Genomic DNA, 15,816 nt, shown 5'->3' with positions numbered 1-15,816 from the left:
GCCGTGCGGCACATCGTCGGTGCCGGCGCGGCGGAAGCCTGCTGGATCCGCTCCGCCCGCGCTCAGGGCACAGAGGGAGCGGCGGCGTCGCCCTCCGCTGGATGCGTCTGGTGGGGACCTGCCTGGCCGGTCGCGGTCGCCTGGGTGGCGTCGCGGTCACGAGCGAGCGGGTCGTCCACCGTGCCGGTGGCCGCGATGAGCGGGCCCTGGGCGAGCCTGGTCAGAAGAGCCGGGCCCGTCACCGGGAGCGTCGCTACCTCTAGCACGCCGGCGAGAACGTCGTCGGGTCTCACGGCCGGGGTTCCGTGCCGTAACACCACTTGCAGTATCGCACACGTCGCAACCGGCGCCGGTTCGTGCGCGACGGTGAGTCGCAGAACGGCACCCCGACAGTCGAACGAGCGAAGACCCCGTTTGGTCATGCGCTCGACCAGAATTTCCTCCCGGGCCAGGAACGCCTCCACCGCAGCGGTGGCTACCTCGGGATCGACCCCAGGCAACGCGATCCGCCACTCGCTCGCCTCCAGCCGCTCGGCCAGCGCTCCGGGGCCGGCGACAACCACCTCGAGTACGTCGAGCCCGGGCGGCAGTGCCTCGTCCAGCGCGGCCCGGACCTGCTCGGCGTCCCGCTCGTGTGTGAGCGAGATCTCCAAGTACTCCGCCTCCGACGCCGCTCCGGTCGGCGCGGCACCGGCGTACGAGATCTTCGGGTGCGGGCTGAAGCCGTGCGAGAACGCCACCGGGAGCTCGGCGCGGCGGACGGCGCGCTCGAACGCCCGCTGGAAGTCGCGGTGTGAGGTGAATCGCAGCCGGCCGCGCTTGGCGAACCGGACCCGCAGTTTCTGGACGGCGGGAAGTTGCTGCGACGGCGGAGCTTGAACAGGTGCCACCCGGGCATTGTCTCAGGCCACGGACTTGCCGGTGACGTAGAGGCCCCAGCCGAGCAGCCCGAAGGAGACCGACATGAGCACGGTGCGTAGCAGGTTGAACGCGCGCCACCGGGCCTCGTCGAAGGCCGCCCGGGCGGCGGCGACATCGATCGTGGCGGGGTCGCCGGCCGCCTTGAGCGCGTCGTTGAGCGGGACGTTGACCGCGATCGTGACGATGATCGTGACCAGGTTGAGCGCGAAGGCCACCGCGAGCCAGGGCAGCGCCGGCTCCTTCCGGGTGAGCAGACCGGCCAGCAGTGTGAGCACGGCCGAGCCGACGAAGCCGAGGAGCAGGAAGATCGGGTTGAGGATCGCCCGGTCGACCGCCTGGAACGCGCCGACGAAGGTCCTGTCGTCGGTGGTGGCCAAGCCGGGCATGAAGGCGTTCGAGTAGATCGCGTACACGCCCGCCATCAGCCCGGTGGTGATCGTGGCCGCCATCAGCGCCGCCACCCGCAGTCCGTTCATCTCTCTCCTCCAGTACGGCGGGAACGCCCCGCACCGGAAAGCTATGGCACCGCGCAGCCCACGGACATGTCAGCGAATCTCACGTCCATGTCCGCGCAACTCACAACCCTGCGCATTGTCCCGAACGCAGTCCCGAGACCTGGTTAGGCGCCTGCAGGTTCACCGGCGCCGGTGCGTTGCCCGAGCAGCTGAGCGGCCCCGTGACCGTGTTCCCAGCCAGCACGGCGGCCTCCGTCGTACGTCCCCTGGTCACGGACACGGGCCCGTTGACCGAGGACCCGACCGCGACCACGCTCCGGGTCACGCCGTCGGCGGTCACCGGCCCGGCGACTGTGCTCTGCAGCAACTGGAGATCCGCCGCGCGGTCGGCTCGGACCGGACCCACGATCCGGGTGCCGGTGGCAACCAAGGACGCGCCTGACTGGACCAGCACCGGACCGTTCACCGTGGCGTCGACCAGGCAGGTGACGCCGGATCCCACCACCAGCGGACCGTTGTGGACTCCGGTCACCGTCGACGTACAGGCCGGAGCCGGACGCAGCAGTGTCACCGCGAACCGGTGCGGTGTCCCGATGTTGCCGGTGGCATCGATGGCCCGGTACTCGACCTGGTGCCGGCCGTACCCGGGCGGTACGTCGTCCCAGGGCACCACCCGCGGCACCCCGAGCTTGCCGTAGACGAGCTGGTCGATCTCGGTCCCCTCGGCGGTGAACCGGAACGGCGCGGACGCGTCCGTCGGCCAGCCGAAGTAGTTGTACCAACCGTCCCCGTCGACCCGGAACTCCGGAACGACGTACCCGGCGCTGTCGTCCGTAGCGGCCAGACCCATGGTGAACGCGTCGTTGTAGATGTACTCCGGCCCGGTCGGCTTCTGCACGGTCAGCAACGGCTTCGACAGCGTGGACTTCACCTCCGGCTCGACCCCGTCGACCGACCAGGTCAGCGTCTCGCCGCCCACACTCGCGGTCAGCGTGTGCCTTCCGGTCAGGTGCAGCGGCTCGAGGTCGAAGTCCCGGTCACTGCCCGGGTTGGCGACCGGCGCACCGTCGAGCCGCCACGTGATCGAGGGCTGCTCGGTCGAAGGCTGCGTCGTCTCGGCGTACACCACCTCGTCGGCGCTGACCGGATGCTCGGTCGACGTCGACCCGGTGAACGTCACCGGCGCGGTCGGAGGCTGGGCGGTCAGGCTCGTGTCGACGGTCCAGGATCGCGACGCCGACGGCCTGACCGCCGGGTCGCGAATGAAATCGGTCGGGTCGACGACCTTCGCGGTCAAGGTGTGCCGGCCGGGCGTGAGATCGAGGGCCGAGAGGTCGACGGCACGGGCGTTCGCGGTCGGGAGCGCCGTACCGTCCAAGGTCCAGGTGACGTCGAGCTCGTGGCTCAGCGGGTGCAGCGTCTGCAACCAGACGACCTGGTCACCGGCCACCTGACCGATCGGCGTGCTGTCCTGGAAGAGGTTGGTCCGGGACGAGATCCGCTGCGTCATCCGCTCCCGCGACACTTGGTCGAAGTAGTAGCCGAGCGCCTTCATCATCGAGTGCCGGCTCGGCCGCCAGACCCCGGATCCGGCGTACATGCCGCCCTCGTACCGGCCGATCGTGCCGCCGGACTCGGACGGCTCACCGAGCCAGCGGTACCACTGCTTCTGCTGGTCCCGCATCTCCTGCTCCGTCAGCAAAGTGTGGTGGATGGAGGACGGCTCCGGCCCCTCGTACGGCGCTCCACGCTCGCCGCGCGCGTAGTAGTCGTACTCGTCCTGAAGGCCGCCGAGCGAGTGACCCAGCTCGTGCGGGGTGATCAGCGCGGACAGCGCGTTGCCGCCGGACGCGGTCGCATAGCTGCCTCCGGCACCGCCGTACGTGTCGCTGTTGCCGATGGCAAGGATCTGCCGGTTGGCACTGGTGGTGCCGGGGACGAGGTCGGCGTACTGGGTCGCGGCGGCGGTGTCGACGGTGAGCAGGCGCTGAACGCTACCCGGGTTGCAGCCGCCCCAGAAGCCCATCTGCAGCGGCGTGTCGACCTGCGACGAGGTGAGGTCGGGGTCGCAGTCGACGCCGGACTCCGGCGAGGTGATCTCGACGGCGTACACGTTGAAGTAGTCGCGGTACGACTTGAACGGCTCGATGCTCCACAGGATGTTCAGGTGCTTGTCGACCTGCTCGCGGAACTTCGGCAACTCGGCGGCGGTGTAGCCGTCGCCCATCACCACCAGGTTGAACCGGGACGCCGCCGGACCGGTGACCTGGATCGGGACGACGGTCGCCGAGGCCTCCGTCGTACTGGCTCCGGCCGCCGTGGGCAGGCCCGCGAACACCGTCGCGACCACCCCCAGAACCGCCACGAATCGTCTGGTCCGCATGACCCCTCCCAGTGTGGGCGACACTGCCGTCAGCAGCTTACGAAGCGGCGGCGATCCGTGTCAGGAGTTCCCGCGCGGCGACTTGCGGGCCAACCGGGCCGCGGTGCGGCATCATGAGGGGTCGGGGAACTGTGAGGAAAGGACATCGATGACGGAACCGGTCCAGGCGCCGCGGTCCGAGCCGGACCGCGGACCACACGCGGTCGACGCCGGTGACGGTGACGGCAAGGGCATCTACTGGGTGCTGAAGAACGTGCTGGTCGGTCCGCCGGTCAAGCGGATCTTCCGGCCGATCGTCGTCGGCGCCGAAAACATCCCGGACCTCGGTCCGGCGATCATCGCCAGCAACCACCTCTCGTACTCCGACTGGATCTTCATGCCGCTGGTACTGCGCCGGCGAGTCACGTTCGTGGCCAAGTCCGACTACTTCACCGGTGCCGGGATCAAGGGCCGGTTCCAGCGCGGCTTCTTCAAGGGCACCGGCCAGGTGCCGATCGACCGGTCCGGCGGATCCGCGTCCGAGGGTGCGATGCGGGCCGGGATGAAGGTGCTGGAGCGCGGCGAGCTGTTCGGCATCTACCCCGAGGGCACTCGCTCCCACGACGGCCGGCTGTACAAGGGCCGCACCGGCGTCGCCCGGCTGGCGCTGGAGGCCAAGGTCCCGGTCATCCCGTGCGGCGTGATCGGCACCGACGTGGTCGCCCCGCCCGGCAAGGTGGTCGCCTCGTTCGCCTCCCCCACGGTCAAGTTCGGCGATCCGCTGGACTTCTCCCGGTACGAGGGGATGGAGGGCGACCGGCTGATCCTGCGCGCGGTCACCGACGAGATCATGTACAAGATCATGGAGTTGTCCGGCCAGGAATACCTCGACATGTACGCCACCAAGGCCAAGCAACTGGAGGGCCGCGCGGTCACCGGCGCACCGAAGAAGGTCCGCAAGTCGGACACCTGATCCGCTTGCTGAGATGACCTGGGTCTAGGCTGGTAGATCGTGGACGGACCGATCGCTTATCAGGGTGAGCCAGGCGCCAACTCGGCGATGGCGTGCACCGAGATGTTCCCCGACCGTGAGCAGCTGCCCTGTACGACGTTCGAGGACGCGCTCGAGGCGGTCAGCAGCGGCCGGGCCGGGCTGGCGATGATCCCGGTGGACAACTCGATCGCCGGCCGGGTGGCCGACATCCACCACCTGCTGCCGGAGTCCGGGCTGAACATCGTCGGCGAGCACTTCCTGCCGATCCACTTCCAGCTGCTCGCCGTACCGGGTACGTCGATCGACCGGATCAAGGCCGTCCGCAGCCACGTGCACGCGCTCGGCCAGTGCCGCAAGATCATCCGCGAGCACGGCTGGTCCACGGTGGTCGCCGACGACACCGCCGGCGCCGCCCGCGAGGTCGCCGAGCTGGCCGATCCGACGATCGCCGCACTGTCCCCACGGGCCGCGGCCGGCCTGTACGACCTGGAGACGTTGGCGAGCGACGTCGAGGACGAGCACCACAACACCACCCGGTTCCTGGTGCTGTCCCGCGAGCCGGACGTACCTCCGGTCGGCTCCGGGCCGATCATCACCAGCTTCGTCTACCGGGTCCGGAACGTGTCGGCCGCGCTCTACAAGGCGCTCGGCGGGTTCGCCACCAACAACGTCAACATGACGAAGCTGGAGTCCTACCAGCTCGGCGGGATGTTCTTCGCGACCCAGTTCTACGCCGACATCGAGGGACACCCGGACGACCCGAACGTCGCGCTGGCGCTCGAGGAGCTCGCGTTCTTCTCGGTCGAGGTCCGCATCCTCGGCGTCTACCCCTCACATCCGTTCCGCGCCCAGATCGCCGAACCGGCCGCGAACCGCGCACTGCGCCCGCATCACTAATTGGCGCGCGACCACCTGGCGGTGGCCGTAGGGTTCCCGGGTGCGCATCGTGACGGTCGACGGCCGGGATCCAGACGTCTTCAAACGGTTCTACGAGCTGAAGTTCGCCGTCCGCCGGGAGGAGCTCGAGTTCCCCGTCGGACTGGGACTGGAGGCGGCCCGGGTCCTGATGACCGGCGAGCACTCCGACCTCCGGGCGGACGGTCTGGCGCTGGTCGACGGTGACGCCTGGTTGGGCATCGCGTGGCTCGACTGGTGGCTGCTCGACAACACCGACACGGTCGACGTGGAGCTCGCTGTCGACCCGGCGTACCGGCGTCAGGGGGCGGCGACGCGCCTGCTGGAGGCGGTGATCGAACGAGCCCGGGCCGAGGGCCGGCGGATGCTGACCGGGATCAACCTGGCCGGCGATCCGGTGACCGGTGAGAGCCCTGGCACGGCGTTCGCCGGGGCGCGCGGGTTCGTCCGCAAGCACGCCGAGCTGCACCAGGTCCTCGAACTGCCGCTGTCCGAGGAGCAGTTGGCGTCGATGGAACGACCAGTCCCTGGGTACGAGATCGTGCAGTGGCGGGAGCACACGCCCGCTGAGTGGCTCGACGAGTTCGCCGACCTGACCACCGGGATGTACGCCGACGTGCCGCACGGCGACCGCACCGTCGAAGCGACCCGGTGGACGCCCGAGCTCGTCCGCGAAGCCGAGGCCCGCCGCGTCGCCCAAGGCCGCTTCACCTTCACGACCGCCGCGGTCCACACCGCGTCCGGCGCGTTGGCGGCGTACACCCAGATGGGCGGCACGCCCGAGACGCCCGACCGCCTGAACCAATACGACACCTACGTCCACCCGCCGCACCGCGGCCGACGCCTCGGCATCGCCGTCAAACTCCCCAACCTCCGCTCCCTCCAGTCCCGCCTCACCCAACCGGCCGTCCTGCACACCTGGAACGCCCCGGAGAACACCCCGATGATCGCCGTCAACGAGAAGCTCGGCTTCCGCCCCACCGCCCAGCGAACCGCCTGGGAACGCGCGCTCTAGCTGATCACCAGGGCGTTGAGGCGCCAGTTCTTGCCGGGGGGTGCGGACAGTTCGAGGTCGGTCTGGCCGCCGGGGACGGTGAACTTGAGCCAGGTGAAGGTTGCGTTCGGCAACAAAGGGCTCACGGCGAGCTCGGTGCCCGCGGCCTTGATGGTGACTGGGTCCGACGGTTGGGTGGCGTCGCCGACCAGGAGCCAGGCGTCGTGCGGACCATCCGGCAAGGTGAGACGAAGTGTGCGGACCGTGGTGTCGTTGACGAAGTCTCGCCGTACGTCGTCGAGCAGTTCCCGATCCCGCGCCATCGGAGCCGTACCGACCCATCCGATGCCGGCCGACGCGCTCCAGGCCGAGCCCGGCGCCAGGCGTTGGTAACCACCCTGCAGCGGGCTGGTGTCCGTGCCTGCGTCCAGCGCCAGTACGGCGGAGTCGCCGGGTGGCGTGGTCAGAACCTCGTCGGTACGACGCCGATCGGTCATCTCACCGTTCGTTGCAACCTCGACGTCCAGGGCAAGCACTGCGGGATCCGGGCCGGGCACCACGGTCACGGCCACCTGGACGATCGCCCCGGCGGGTACGACCGCGGTCGCCTCGCCCGCCGTCCACCCGGGTGGGGCCGGGACTCGGACCGTTGCGGTTTGGGACGCGCTGGTCGTGTTGGCGACGCTGACCGTCACCGTGTTGTCGCGGCCGCACAGCATCGGTGACGGCGCGGCGGCATCCGTCATCACCAGGGCCGGGGCTTGGAGACTCGGGTCAGGGATGACCAAGGCGTCCAGATGCCAGTGCTCGTCAGGAATGCTGCTGAACTCGAGGTCGACATCGCGGCCACCAGCGCCGCCATCCAGCGAGAGCTTCAGCCAGGTGTAGGTGCCGTGCAGCAGGAGGGACTCGAGTGCTGCCACGACCTTGCCTTCGGACCGGATGGTCATCGGCTGGCAGTGGACGAGCGACTCACCGATCAGTGCATAGGCATCGGTCTTCCCGGCCGGAATCCGGATCCGCAGCACCCGCGCCGCCGTGTCGTTGACGAAGTCGCGGCGCAGTACGTCGGGGTTGCCGCGGTCGCGCGCCTGGGGCGCCGTACCGACCCAACCGAAGCCTCGGTCGGGATCCCAGGCGTCCGACGGGGACAGTCGCTGATAGCCCGCAAGGAGTGGACTCGACTCCGGTCCGGCGTCCAGGGCGAGCCGGCAGCGACCGCCGGCCGGGGTGACGAAGACCTGGGTGCTGGTGCCGAGCGCGGGCATGCCTCCGGCCTCGCACTCCAGGTCGATCATCGTGATCTGCGGCAGCAGCGGCGGCGTGACCGGAACCGTGAACGGCACAGTCTCCCGCGACGGCACCGAGACATGTCCATCGCTGCTCTTCCACCCGCCGGTCTCGACGACCTTGGCGGTCACCTCCGCCTGGCGCGGCGACGCGTTGCCCGCGGTCATCGCGAACAGGTTGGGCCAGCCGCCCAGCAGTGGCTGGTCCCCGGCCTGCTTGAGCTGCACCCAGGACCGCGACTCGTCCAGCACGCGGCCCTTGTCGAAGTAGTAGCCGACGATCGAATCCCGCCACAGAGTCGCCTGCTCGACCTGCCGATCCAGGCGCTCCAGCGTGGTGTCGTACCGCCGCCGGTCCACCCGTGACCGCAGCGACCGCCACGACGCCCGCAGGCCATGTACGGCGTCCAGTCCGTCGAAGTGGGTGTCGTAGATGTGCTGGATCATCGTCTTGCCGGAGTGCAACCGATGGCTGTACGGGACGTGGTGGATGAACATCAGCAACTCGTCCGGGCAGGAGGCCAAGGACTCGTACTGCTGCGACAACGGCGGATGGTAGTGAGCGGTGAAGCCCACGCCGGTCGCGACCGTCCGGTCGAAGCCGGCCCCCTCGGCGTCGGCGCGATTCCAGGGCGCGTTGCTCTCCGGGCTGGGCGTGAAGTGATCGATCCCGATCAGGAACCCCGAGCCCAGCGGAGACGTGTAGTCCTCGTACGTCTCCCACGACCCGAGCAGCATCGAGGTCAGCGTCCGGACCACTCGGTCGTCGGACCCGAACGTCATCCGCACCCACTCCTCGGCGACCTCTTCCGCCGCGAGCGCCGGGTTCCACACCAGTCGCGCGTAGCCGTGGGTGTTGGCCGCGTTGAGCGGATGTCTGGTCCAGTTGCGGTCCGAGCCGAAGTTCATCACTCCGGCGGCGCCCTCGACGATCCCGGCCACCGTCGGCTCCGGCCGGGCTGCGTGCGTGTCGAAGTCGTAGACCTGCTTCCACTCGGGCACCAGGTAGCACAGGTGCGTCGACTGCCCGGTGTACTCCTGCGTGATCTGGAGCTCGGCCATCAGCCGGGTCTGTGGCATCGCACCGAACAGCGGATGCACCGGCTCGCGCACCTGGAAGTCGATCGGTCCGTTCTTGACCTGGACGATGACGTTGGGGTCGAACTTCCCGTCCAGCGGCTGGAAGGTCAGGTACGACTTGCTCGCCCAGGTGACCGGATCGAAGTCGTGGATGAACCCGCGCCACATCACGATGCCGCCGTACGGCTTGACCGCTCGGGCCAGCAGGTTGGCGCCGTCGGCGTGGGTCCGGCCGTAGCTGACCGGTCCGGGTTGCCCCTCGGAGTCGGCCTTGACCAGGAAGCCGCCGAAGTCCGGGATCAGCTGGTAGATCTCGCGGGCCTTGTCCCGCCACCAGGCCTGCACACCCTCGTCGAACGGGTCCGCTGTGGCCAGACCGCCGAGGCTGATCGGCGCGGCGAAGTTGGCGGACAGGTGCAGGGTGAGGCCCCACGTCCGCAGGACAGCGGCCAGGCCGGTCAGCTTCTGCAGCATGTCCGTGGACAGGAAGACCGGGTTGGCGTTGACGTTGTTGACCACCGTCCCGCTGATGCCGACCGACGCCAGGGTGCGGGCGTAGTCGGTCATCCGCTGCCCGGTCGTCGGCAGCGCGTCCCAGTCGAAGACCGACTCACCGGCGTACCCGCGTTCGACACTGCGGTCCAGGTTGTCCCAGTGGTCGACCAGGCGAAGCGCGTTGGCGGGCCGTTCGTGGATGTCGAGCCGGCGGACGTCACGCTGCGTCTGCAGCAGCCGCAGTAGGTGGAAGATGCCGTACAGCACTCCGCGCTTTCCCTCGCTGGCGACCACGGTCGTGGCGTGCCCGGCGATCCGCCGGCTCAGGACGACGTACCCGTCGGGGCCGAGTGCGCGGAGCTCGGAGCGGTCTACGTACTGCGCGACCAGCGCCGAGGTGGCGGGCGTCCCGATGATGACCGCGCCGTCTCGCTGGACCTTGGACTGCTGCGTCACGGTGCGCCCGGTCAGACCCGACAGGCCCTGCAGTACTTCGGTCGCCGCGGAGCGGAGTACGTCGCCGTCGGCGGCGGGCGGAGCGACGAGATGGGTGAAGGTCCGGCGGTACTCCGCGAGCAGGTCGGGCTTGTCGACCTTGCGGTACCGCAGCCACAGCTCGTACCCGTCCTCGTCGGGAAGCCCGGCAGCGAATTCGGGCCGCAGCAGGCCTCCCGCTGCGAGCGCTCCGCCGGTCAGCAACACCTGTCGCCGGGTGAACCTCATGTCGACGTCCTTCCTGTGGGCGGTCAGGAACCGGTTCCTGACCGTAGGTTCGGCATCGACCGCAGTCAAGGGTGAGGGATCATGAAACACCTGTCATGGCAAGGATTCCTGCGCCATGAGCTGTCCAATACTCAGCCGGCGCGATAGGTTTTCAGGAACCGGTTCCTAGTCACGTGGAGGTTGTGTGCGCCGGACCAGGCAGGTGACGATCCTGAGCGTCGCGGCGGCTGCGGGCGTCTCGAAGTCCACCGTGTCCAGGGTCATGAACGGCACCCCCACCGTCGATCCGGAGATCGTCACCCGGGTCCGCGATGTCGCCACCCGGCTCGGCTACCGACCGAGTGGGACCGCACAGAACCTCTCCCGCGGCCGGACCGGCATCGTCGGCGTCCTGGTCCCCGACCTGGCCAACCCGCTCTTCGCCGCAATCCTCAAGGGCATCTCGGCCGAGGCCGAGAAGGACGGCTACCGCACCCTGGTCGCCGACGCCAACGAGCAGCCCGGCGAAGAGCTGCGCCACCTGCACGAGCTCGCCCGGCAGAGCGACGGCCTGATCCTCTGCGGCCCCCGGATGAGTACGCCGGACCTGGCCGGACTCTCCGAGCTCGACGAACCGATCGTGGTGGTCAACCGCAAGCCGGCCCGCAGCCTGTTCCCCTCGGTCACCGTCGACAGCCAGGAGGCGGTCGATGCGCTCTGCCGTCATCTCGACGCTCTCGGTCACACCAGGCTCTGCTACCTCGCCGGTCCCGCCGAGGCCGCGGCGGAGAGTGATCGCTGGTCTGCCCTCCAGTCGTCGATCCGGAGCCGGACCAAACTCCTCCGGATTCCCGCCGGCGCGATGCTGGACGACGGCCACGCGGCCGCCGACGAGGCCCTCGCCACCGGCGCCACCTGCCTGATCGGCTTCAACGACCTGGTCGCGCTCGGCGCGCTGGCCCGGCTGCAGGAGCTCGGGTTCGCGGTCCCGGACCGGGTCTCCGTGGCCGGGTTCGACGACATCGTCTACGCCCGCTACACCTCCCCCGGCCTGACCACGATCGCGATGCCCCAGACCGAGTTCGGCCAGGAGGCCTGGCGCCTGCTGTCCCCTTTCCTCCAGGGCCGCAAAGGCCGTCGTACCCGGACCCTCCAGGCCCGGCTGGTCATCCGGCCGAGCACAGGTCCCGCTCCGATGCGGGGATAGCCGGTCACCGGCGTTAGGCTGGTAGGCGCTCTGACCCCGACCGGAAGTACTCGATGAGCGTCGAATCCGTGTTCCCGCGCCTGGAGGCGCTGCTGCCGAGCGTGCAGAAGCCGATCCAGTACGTCGGAGGCGAGCTGAACTCGGTCAGCAAGGACTGGGACTCGGCCAGCGTCCGCTGGGCCCTGATGTACCCGGACGCGTACGAGGTCGGGCTGCCCAACCAGGGCGTCCAGATCCTGTACGAGGTGCTGAACGAGCGTGACCACATCCTGGCCGAGCGGACGTACTCCGTCTGGCCGGACATGGAGAAGGTGATGCGGGACAACGACATCCCGCAGTTCACCCTCGACAGCCACCGGCCGGTCCGGGCCTTCGACGTGTTCGGGCTGTCGTTCTCCACCGAGCTCGGCTACACCAACATGCTGACCGCGCTCGACCTGGCTGGGATCCCGCTGTACGCCGCCGACCGGACCGACGAGGACCCGATCGTGCTGGCCGGTGGCCACGCCGCGTTCAACCCGGAGCCGATCGCGGACTTCATCGACGCCGCCGTACTCGGTGACGGCGAGGAGATCGTGCTGGCGATCTCGGACGTGATCCGGGAGTGGAAGGACGAGGGCAGCCCGGGCGGGCGCGACGAGGTGCTGATGCGCCTGGCCGCCTCCGGTGGCGTCTACATCCCGAAGTTCTTCACGGTCGAGTACCTCACCGACGGCCGGATCAAGCGCGTCGCGCCGAACCGTCCGGGTGTCCCGTGGCGGACCGCCAAGCACACGGTGATGGACCTGGACGCCTGGCCGTACCCGAAGAAGCCGCTGGTCCCGCTGGCCGAGACCGTCCACGAGCGGTACTCGGTGGAGATCTTCCGCGGCTGCACCCGCGGCTGCCGGTTCTGCCAGGCGGGCATGATCACCCGGCCGGTGCGCGAGCGCAGCCTCACCACGATCGGCGACATGGTCGAGAACGGGCTCAAGCAGTCCGGGTTCGAGGAGGTCGGGCTGCTCAGCCTGTCGTCCGCCGACCACAGCGAGATCGCCGACGTGGCCAAGGGCCTCGGCGACCGGTACGAGGGCAGCAACGTCTCGCTTTCGTTGCCTTCGACAAGGGTCGACGCGTTCAACATCACGCTGGCCAACGAGTTCTCCCGCAACGGCCGGCGCAGCGGCCTGACCTTCGCCCCCGAGGGCGGATCGGACCGGATGCGCAAGGTGATCAACAAGATGGTCACCGAGGAGGACCTGATCCGCACCGTGGCGGCGGCGTACGGGCACGGCTGGCGGCAGGTGAAGCTGTACTTCATGTGCGGCCTGCCGACCGAGACCGACGAGGACGTGCTGGCGATCGCCGACCTGGCCAAGAAGGTGATCGCGACCGGCCGCGAGGTGTCCGGCCGGCGCGACATCCGGTGCACGGTGTCGATCGGCGGGTTCGTGCCCAAGCCGCACACGCCGTTCCAGTGGGCCTCGCAGCTCGGCGCCGAGGAGACCGACGCGCGGCTGTCCAAGCTGGCCGCCGCGATCCGCTCCGACAAGGGCTACGCCAAGGCGATCGGCTTCCGGTACCACGACGGCAAGCCCGGCATCATCGAGGGCCTGCTGTCCCGCGGCGACCGCCGGGTCGGCCGCATCATCGAGCAGGTCTGGCGCGACGGCGGCCGCTTCGACGGCTGGAGCGAGCACTTCTCCTACGACCGCTGGGTCGAGTCCGCCGATCAGGCGCTGGCGGACGAGCCGGTCGACCTGGCCTGGTACACCACCCGCGAGCGCGAGTACGCCGAAGTCCTGCCCTGGGACCACCTGGACTCGGGCCTGGATCGCGACTGGCTGTGGGAGGACTGGCAGGACTCGCTCGAGGAGGACGGCGCGATCGAGGTCGAGGACTGCCGCTGGACCCCTTGCTTCGACTGCGGCGTCTGCCCCCAGATGGGCACCGAAATCCAGATCGGCCCCACCGGCAAGAAGCTGCTGCCGCTGTCGGTCGTCTAACGCGCGTTCGCGGCCAGGCGCGCGACCAGCTTGTCGCGCAGCGACTTCGGGATGAGCCTCATCAGGTCGACGACGGTGACGTCGCGCAATGACTCGCGCCAGGCCTGGTGGGCACGGTCCATGACGGTCGAGATACCGCAAGGCCGACGGCACAGCTCAGGCGGAACCGCGACGAGCCCGCGCTGCCGGATCTCCTGACAGACGAACGGCGACGCACTCCCCTCGATGGCCTCGACGATCTCCAGCGCCGTGATGTCGGCCGGGTCGCGCGCGAGCCGGAAGCCGCCGGCCGGACCGGTCGTCGCGGTCAGGATCCCGGCCCGGACCAGGGCCTTCAGGTGCTTGGCGAGGTACGCCTCAGGCAGGTCGTACTGCTCGGCCAGCACGCGGCGCGCCACCGACGTCCCCGGCGGAGCATGAGCGATCACCCCGACGCCGTGCAGCATCCACTCCACGCCCTGGGACAGCTTCATGCGATCAGGCTAACAGAACGTGGACATTGTAGTGACTGCATATCCATGATAATTCTCGTGGATGTGAGTCGAACCGCCGTCGAACCTCAGGACCGGACAGTTCCTGCGGTGATGCTGGTCGCGCTGCTGACCGGGACGTTCATGGCGCAGTTCGACTTCTTCGTGGTGAACGTCGCCGCGCCGTCGATCCGGCTGGATCTGGGGGCCACCGAGGCCGAGCTTGAGCTCGTCGTTGGTGGCTACGCGTTCGCGTACGCCGGTGCGCTCGTACTCGGTGGACGGCTGGGCGACCTCTTCGGCCACCGTCGGCTGTTCACGATCGGGATGCTCGCGTTCGCCGTCACCTCGGCGCTGTGCGGTCTCGCGCAGGGTCCCGTGCAACTCGTCATCGCACGCCTGACCCAAGGTCTCGCGGCCGCTCTGATGCTGCCCCAGGTGCTCGCCCTCATCTCTGCCCGCTCCTCCGGGCACGGCCGTGCCCGAGCAATGGCCTGGTACGGCGTCGCCGGCGGAGTCGGCTCGATCGCCGGACAAGTTCTGGGTGGTCTCCTGGTGACGGCCAACGTGGCCGGCCTCGGCTGGCGGTTGATCTTTCTGATCAACGTGCCGGTCGGAATCATCGGCGCGATTGCCGCGCAGCGGATCCTGCCGGGCAAAGTGGTTGCCCAAGGCCCGCGTCCCAAGCTCGATCCGTTAGGTGCGTTCGGCCTCGCAGCCGGACTCGGTCTGCTCCTCGTCCCGCTGAGCGTCGGCCGTGCGGCCGCCTGGCCACTGTGGGCCTGGCTGTCGATGGCCGCCTCGGTCCCGGTTCTGGCCGCGACCCTGAAGTGGCAGCAACTGCTGCACAAGCGCGGCGGCCAGCCGATCCTCGAGTTGTCGCTGTTCCGGGCCGCGTCGTTCCGGTCCGGAATCCTGTCCAACATGGCGTTCATGCTGTACTTCGCCAGCTACATGTTCGTCCTGGCCTTGCTTCTCCAGGTCGCGTTGGAACTGAGCCCGTTCGAGGCCGGACTCGTCTTCGTGCCGGCCGGCGTGACGTTCTCCGTCAGCGCGTTGCTCGCGCCGCGCCTCGCCGCCCGGTACGGGAATTCGGCGCTCTTCGCCGGCTGCCTGACGGCCGCGGCGGGACTGGTCGCGCTCGCGGTGATCGCGGGTCGCGGCGGTGCGAACACGTCCGTTGCGGCGATCATCCTCGTCACCGCGATCATCAGCTTCGGCAACGGGTTCATCCTGCCGTCGCTGATCGGCGCCGCCCTGCGCGACGTACCGCCGCAGCATGCGGGAGCCGCGGCGGGTGCACTGACGACGACCCAGCAGTTCGCCAGCGCGGCGGGCGTGGCGTCGGTCGGGACGATCTACTTCGCCGCGGCGGAGCACGGCGCCGGGATGGGCATGGCCTGGGCCGGCTCAGTAGACGCCCTCCTGGTCCTCGCAGTCGCGGCCGCGGTCGGCTACGGCGTACTCGACCATCGCAGGAGCGTCACCGCAGCGGCATGATCGTCGAACGCCGGTGATGCTCGAAGACGACCGAACTGCGGATGTCGGCGATCTCCTGGCGCTTGGCCAGCGCGAGGACGAGGTCGCGGAGTGCCTGGGTGTCCTTGACGGCGACGTGGGCGAGGAAGTCGGAGCCGCCGGAGACCATGAACATCGCCAGGGTCTCGGGCAACTGGTTCACGTAGTCCTGGAAGGCCGTGGCGACGGCCATCGCCTGCGGACGGAGCTTGATCGAGATGATCGCCTGGGTCGAGCGGTCGATGGCCTTCAGGTCGACCTCGGCGTGGTAGCCGGTGATCACGCCGCGGTCGCGCAGGCCGCGGATCCGCTCGAGGCAGGTGGACGGCGCGATGCCGAGCTCGGCCGCCATGTCGCGGTTGGTCCGGCGGGCATCGTTCTGCAGCATCCGCAGGAGCGCCGTATCAAGTTCGTCCATGACAGGCAGTT

The 15,816-nt window shown here is 69.2% G+C and carries 12 protein-coding genes; 6 read left to right on the top strand and 6 right to left on the bottom strand.

Annotated elements, in window-relative coordinates; all coding sequences use genetic code 11:
• Positions 1–62: 62 nt before the first annotated feature.
• The 3 genes from E0H75_RS11890 to E0H75_RS11880 form a co-directional block, all read right to left on the bottom strand.
• Complete coding sequence (locus tag E0H75_RS11890) at positions 63–890, bottom strand: TIGR03936 family radical SAM-associated protein (RefSeq protein WP_131513558.1); 828 nt, start codon at positions 888–890, stop codon at positions 63–65.
• 12 nt (positions 891–902) lie between these two features.
• Positions 903–1,397 carry an anthrone oxygenase family protein gene (locus tag E0H75_RS11885; RefSeq protein ID WP_131513557.1) on the bottom strand — a complete coding sequence of 165 codons (495 nt, stop codon included), beginning with the start codon at positions 1,395–1,397 and terminating at the stop codon, positions 903–905.
• A gap of 100 nt (positions 1,398–1,497) precedes the next feature.
• A complete protein-coding gene (locus E0H75_RS11880) occupies positions 1,498–3,759 on the bottom strand; it encodes a M64 family metallopeptidase (RefSeq protein WP_131513556.1) in 2,262 nt (753 codons plus the stop codon).
• 148 nt (positions 3,760–3,907) lie between these two features.
• On the opposite strand from E0H75_RS11880, the gene E0H75_RS11875 reads away from it, so the two are divergent.
• Genes E0H75_RS11875 through E0H75_RS11865 form a run of 3 tightly spaced genes read left to right on the top strand, consistent with a single transcriptional unit; the run spans position 3,908 to position 6,662 of the window.
• Positions 3,908–4,711 carry a lysophospholipid acyltransferase family protein gene (locus E0H75_RS11875; RefSeq protein ID WP_131513555.1) on the top strand — a complete coding sequence of 268 codons (804 nt, stop codon included), beginning with the start codon at positions 3,908–3,910 and terminating at the stop codon, positions 4,709–4,711.
• A gap of 39 nt (positions 4,712–4,750) precedes the next feature.
• Positions 4,751–5,629, top strand: coding sequence for a prephenate dehydratase (locus E0H75_RS11870; RefSeq protein ID WP_131513554.1), 879 nt, complete (start codon positions 4,751–4,753; stop codon positions 5,627–5,629).
• Between the two features lie 40 nt (positions 5,630–5,669).
• Positions 5,670–6,662, top strand: a complete 993-nt coding sequence (locus E0H75_RS11865; RefSeq protein ID WP_238162971.1) for a GNAT family N-acetyltransferase — start codon at positions 5,670–5,672, stop codon at positions 6,660–6,662.
• Here E0H75_RS11865 and E0H75_RS11860 read toward each other — a convergent pair.
• Entirely contained in the window at positions 6,659–10,228 is a 3,570-nt protein-coding gene (locus E0H75_RS11860; RefSeq protein WP_131513553.1) for an alpha-glucuronidase family glycosyl hydrolase, read from the bottom strand. The genes E0H75_RS11865 and E0H75_RS11860 overlap by 4 nt on opposite strands.
• 184 nt (positions 10,229–10,412) lie before the next feature.
• On the opposite strand from E0H75_RS11860, the gene E0H75_RS11855 reads away from it, so the two are divergent.
• Together E0H75_RS11855 and E0H75_RS11850 are read left to right on the top strand one after the other, a co-directional pair.
• Positions 10,413–11,414, top strand: coding sequence for a LacI family DNA-binding transcriptional regulator (locus E0H75_RS11855; protein WP_131513552.1), 1,002 nt, complete (start codon positions 10,413–10,415; stop codon positions 11,412–11,414).
• Positions 11,415–11,467: 53 nt separating this feature from the next.
• A complete protein-coding gene (locus E0H75_RS11850) occupies positions 11,468–13,399 on the top strand; it encodes a TIGR03960 family B12-binding radical SAM protein (RefSeq protein WP_131513551.1) in 1,932 nt (643 codons plus the stop codon).
• Here the strand turns inward: E0H75_RS11850 and E0H75_RS11845 are convergent.
• On the bottom strand, positions 13,396–13,872 hold the full coding sequence (locus tag E0H75_RS11845) for an RrF2 family transcriptional regulator (protein WP_131513550.1): 477 nt from the start codon (positions 13,870–13,872) through the stop codon (positions 13,396–13,398). The two genes, E0H75_RS11850 and E0H75_RS11845, sit on opposite strands and share 4 nt — an antisense overlap.
• 57 nt (positions 13,873–13,929) lie before the next feature.
• Between E0H75_RS11845 and E0H75_RS11840 the strand changes: the two genes are divergently transcribed.
• Entirely contained in the window at positions 13,930–15,369 is a 1,440-nt protein-coding gene (locus E0H75_RS11840; RefSeq protein WP_202872962.1) for an MFS transporter, read from the top strand.
• Here E0H75_RS11840 and E0H75_RS11835 read toward each other — a convergent pair.
• Entirely contained in the window at positions 15,353–15,805 is a 453-nt protein-coding gene (locus E0H75_RS11835; protein WP_131513549.1) for an Lrp/AsnC family transcriptional regulator, read from the bottom strand. The genes E0H75_RS11840 and E0H75_RS11835 overlap by 17 nt on opposite strands.
• Positions 15,806–15,816 lie beyond the last annotated feature (11 nt).

The organism is Kribbella capetownensis (assembly GCF_004331485.1).
GTDB lineage: Bacteria > Actinomycetota > Actinomycetes > Propionibacteriales > Kribbellaceae > Kribbella > Kribbella capetownensis.
Note: the sequence above shows the minus strand (reverse complement) of the source record. Positions and strands in the feature narration are given on the sequence as shown.

What these genes read in the sequence shown, in the direction of transcription:
- E0H75_RS11835 (WP_131513549.1), bottom strand. Translation starts at nt 15,805, where the DNA reads ATGGACGAACTTGATACGGCGCTCCTGCGGATGCTGCAGAACGATGCC.
- E0H75_RS11850 (WP_131513551.1), top strand. Translation starts at nt 11,468, where the DNA reads ATGAGCGTCGAATCCGTGTTCCCGCGCCTGGAGGCGCTGCTGCCGAGC.
- E0H75_RS11875 (WP_131513555.1), top strand. Translation starts at nt 3,908, where the DNA reads ATGACGGAACCGGTCCAGGCGCCGCGGTCCGAGCCGGACCGCGGACCA.
- E0H75_RS11885 (WP_131513557.1), bottom strand. Translation starts at nt 1,397, where the DNA reads ATGAACGGACTGCGGGTGGCGGCGCTGATGGCGGCCACGATCACCACC.
- E0H75_RS11880 (WP_131513556.1), bottom strand. Translation starts at nt 3,759, where the DNA reads ATGCGGACCAGACGATTCGTGGCGGTTCTGGGGGTGGTCGCGACGGTG.
- E0H75_RS11845 (WP_131513550.1), bottom strand. Translation starts at nt 13,872, where the DNA reads ATGAAGCTGTCCCAGGGCGTGGAGTGGATGCTGCACGGCGTCGGGGTG.
- E0H75_RS11860 (WP_131513553.1), bottom strand. Translation starts at nt 10,228, where the DNA reads ATGAGGTTCACCCGGCGACAGGTGTTGCTGACCGGCGGAGCGCTCGCA.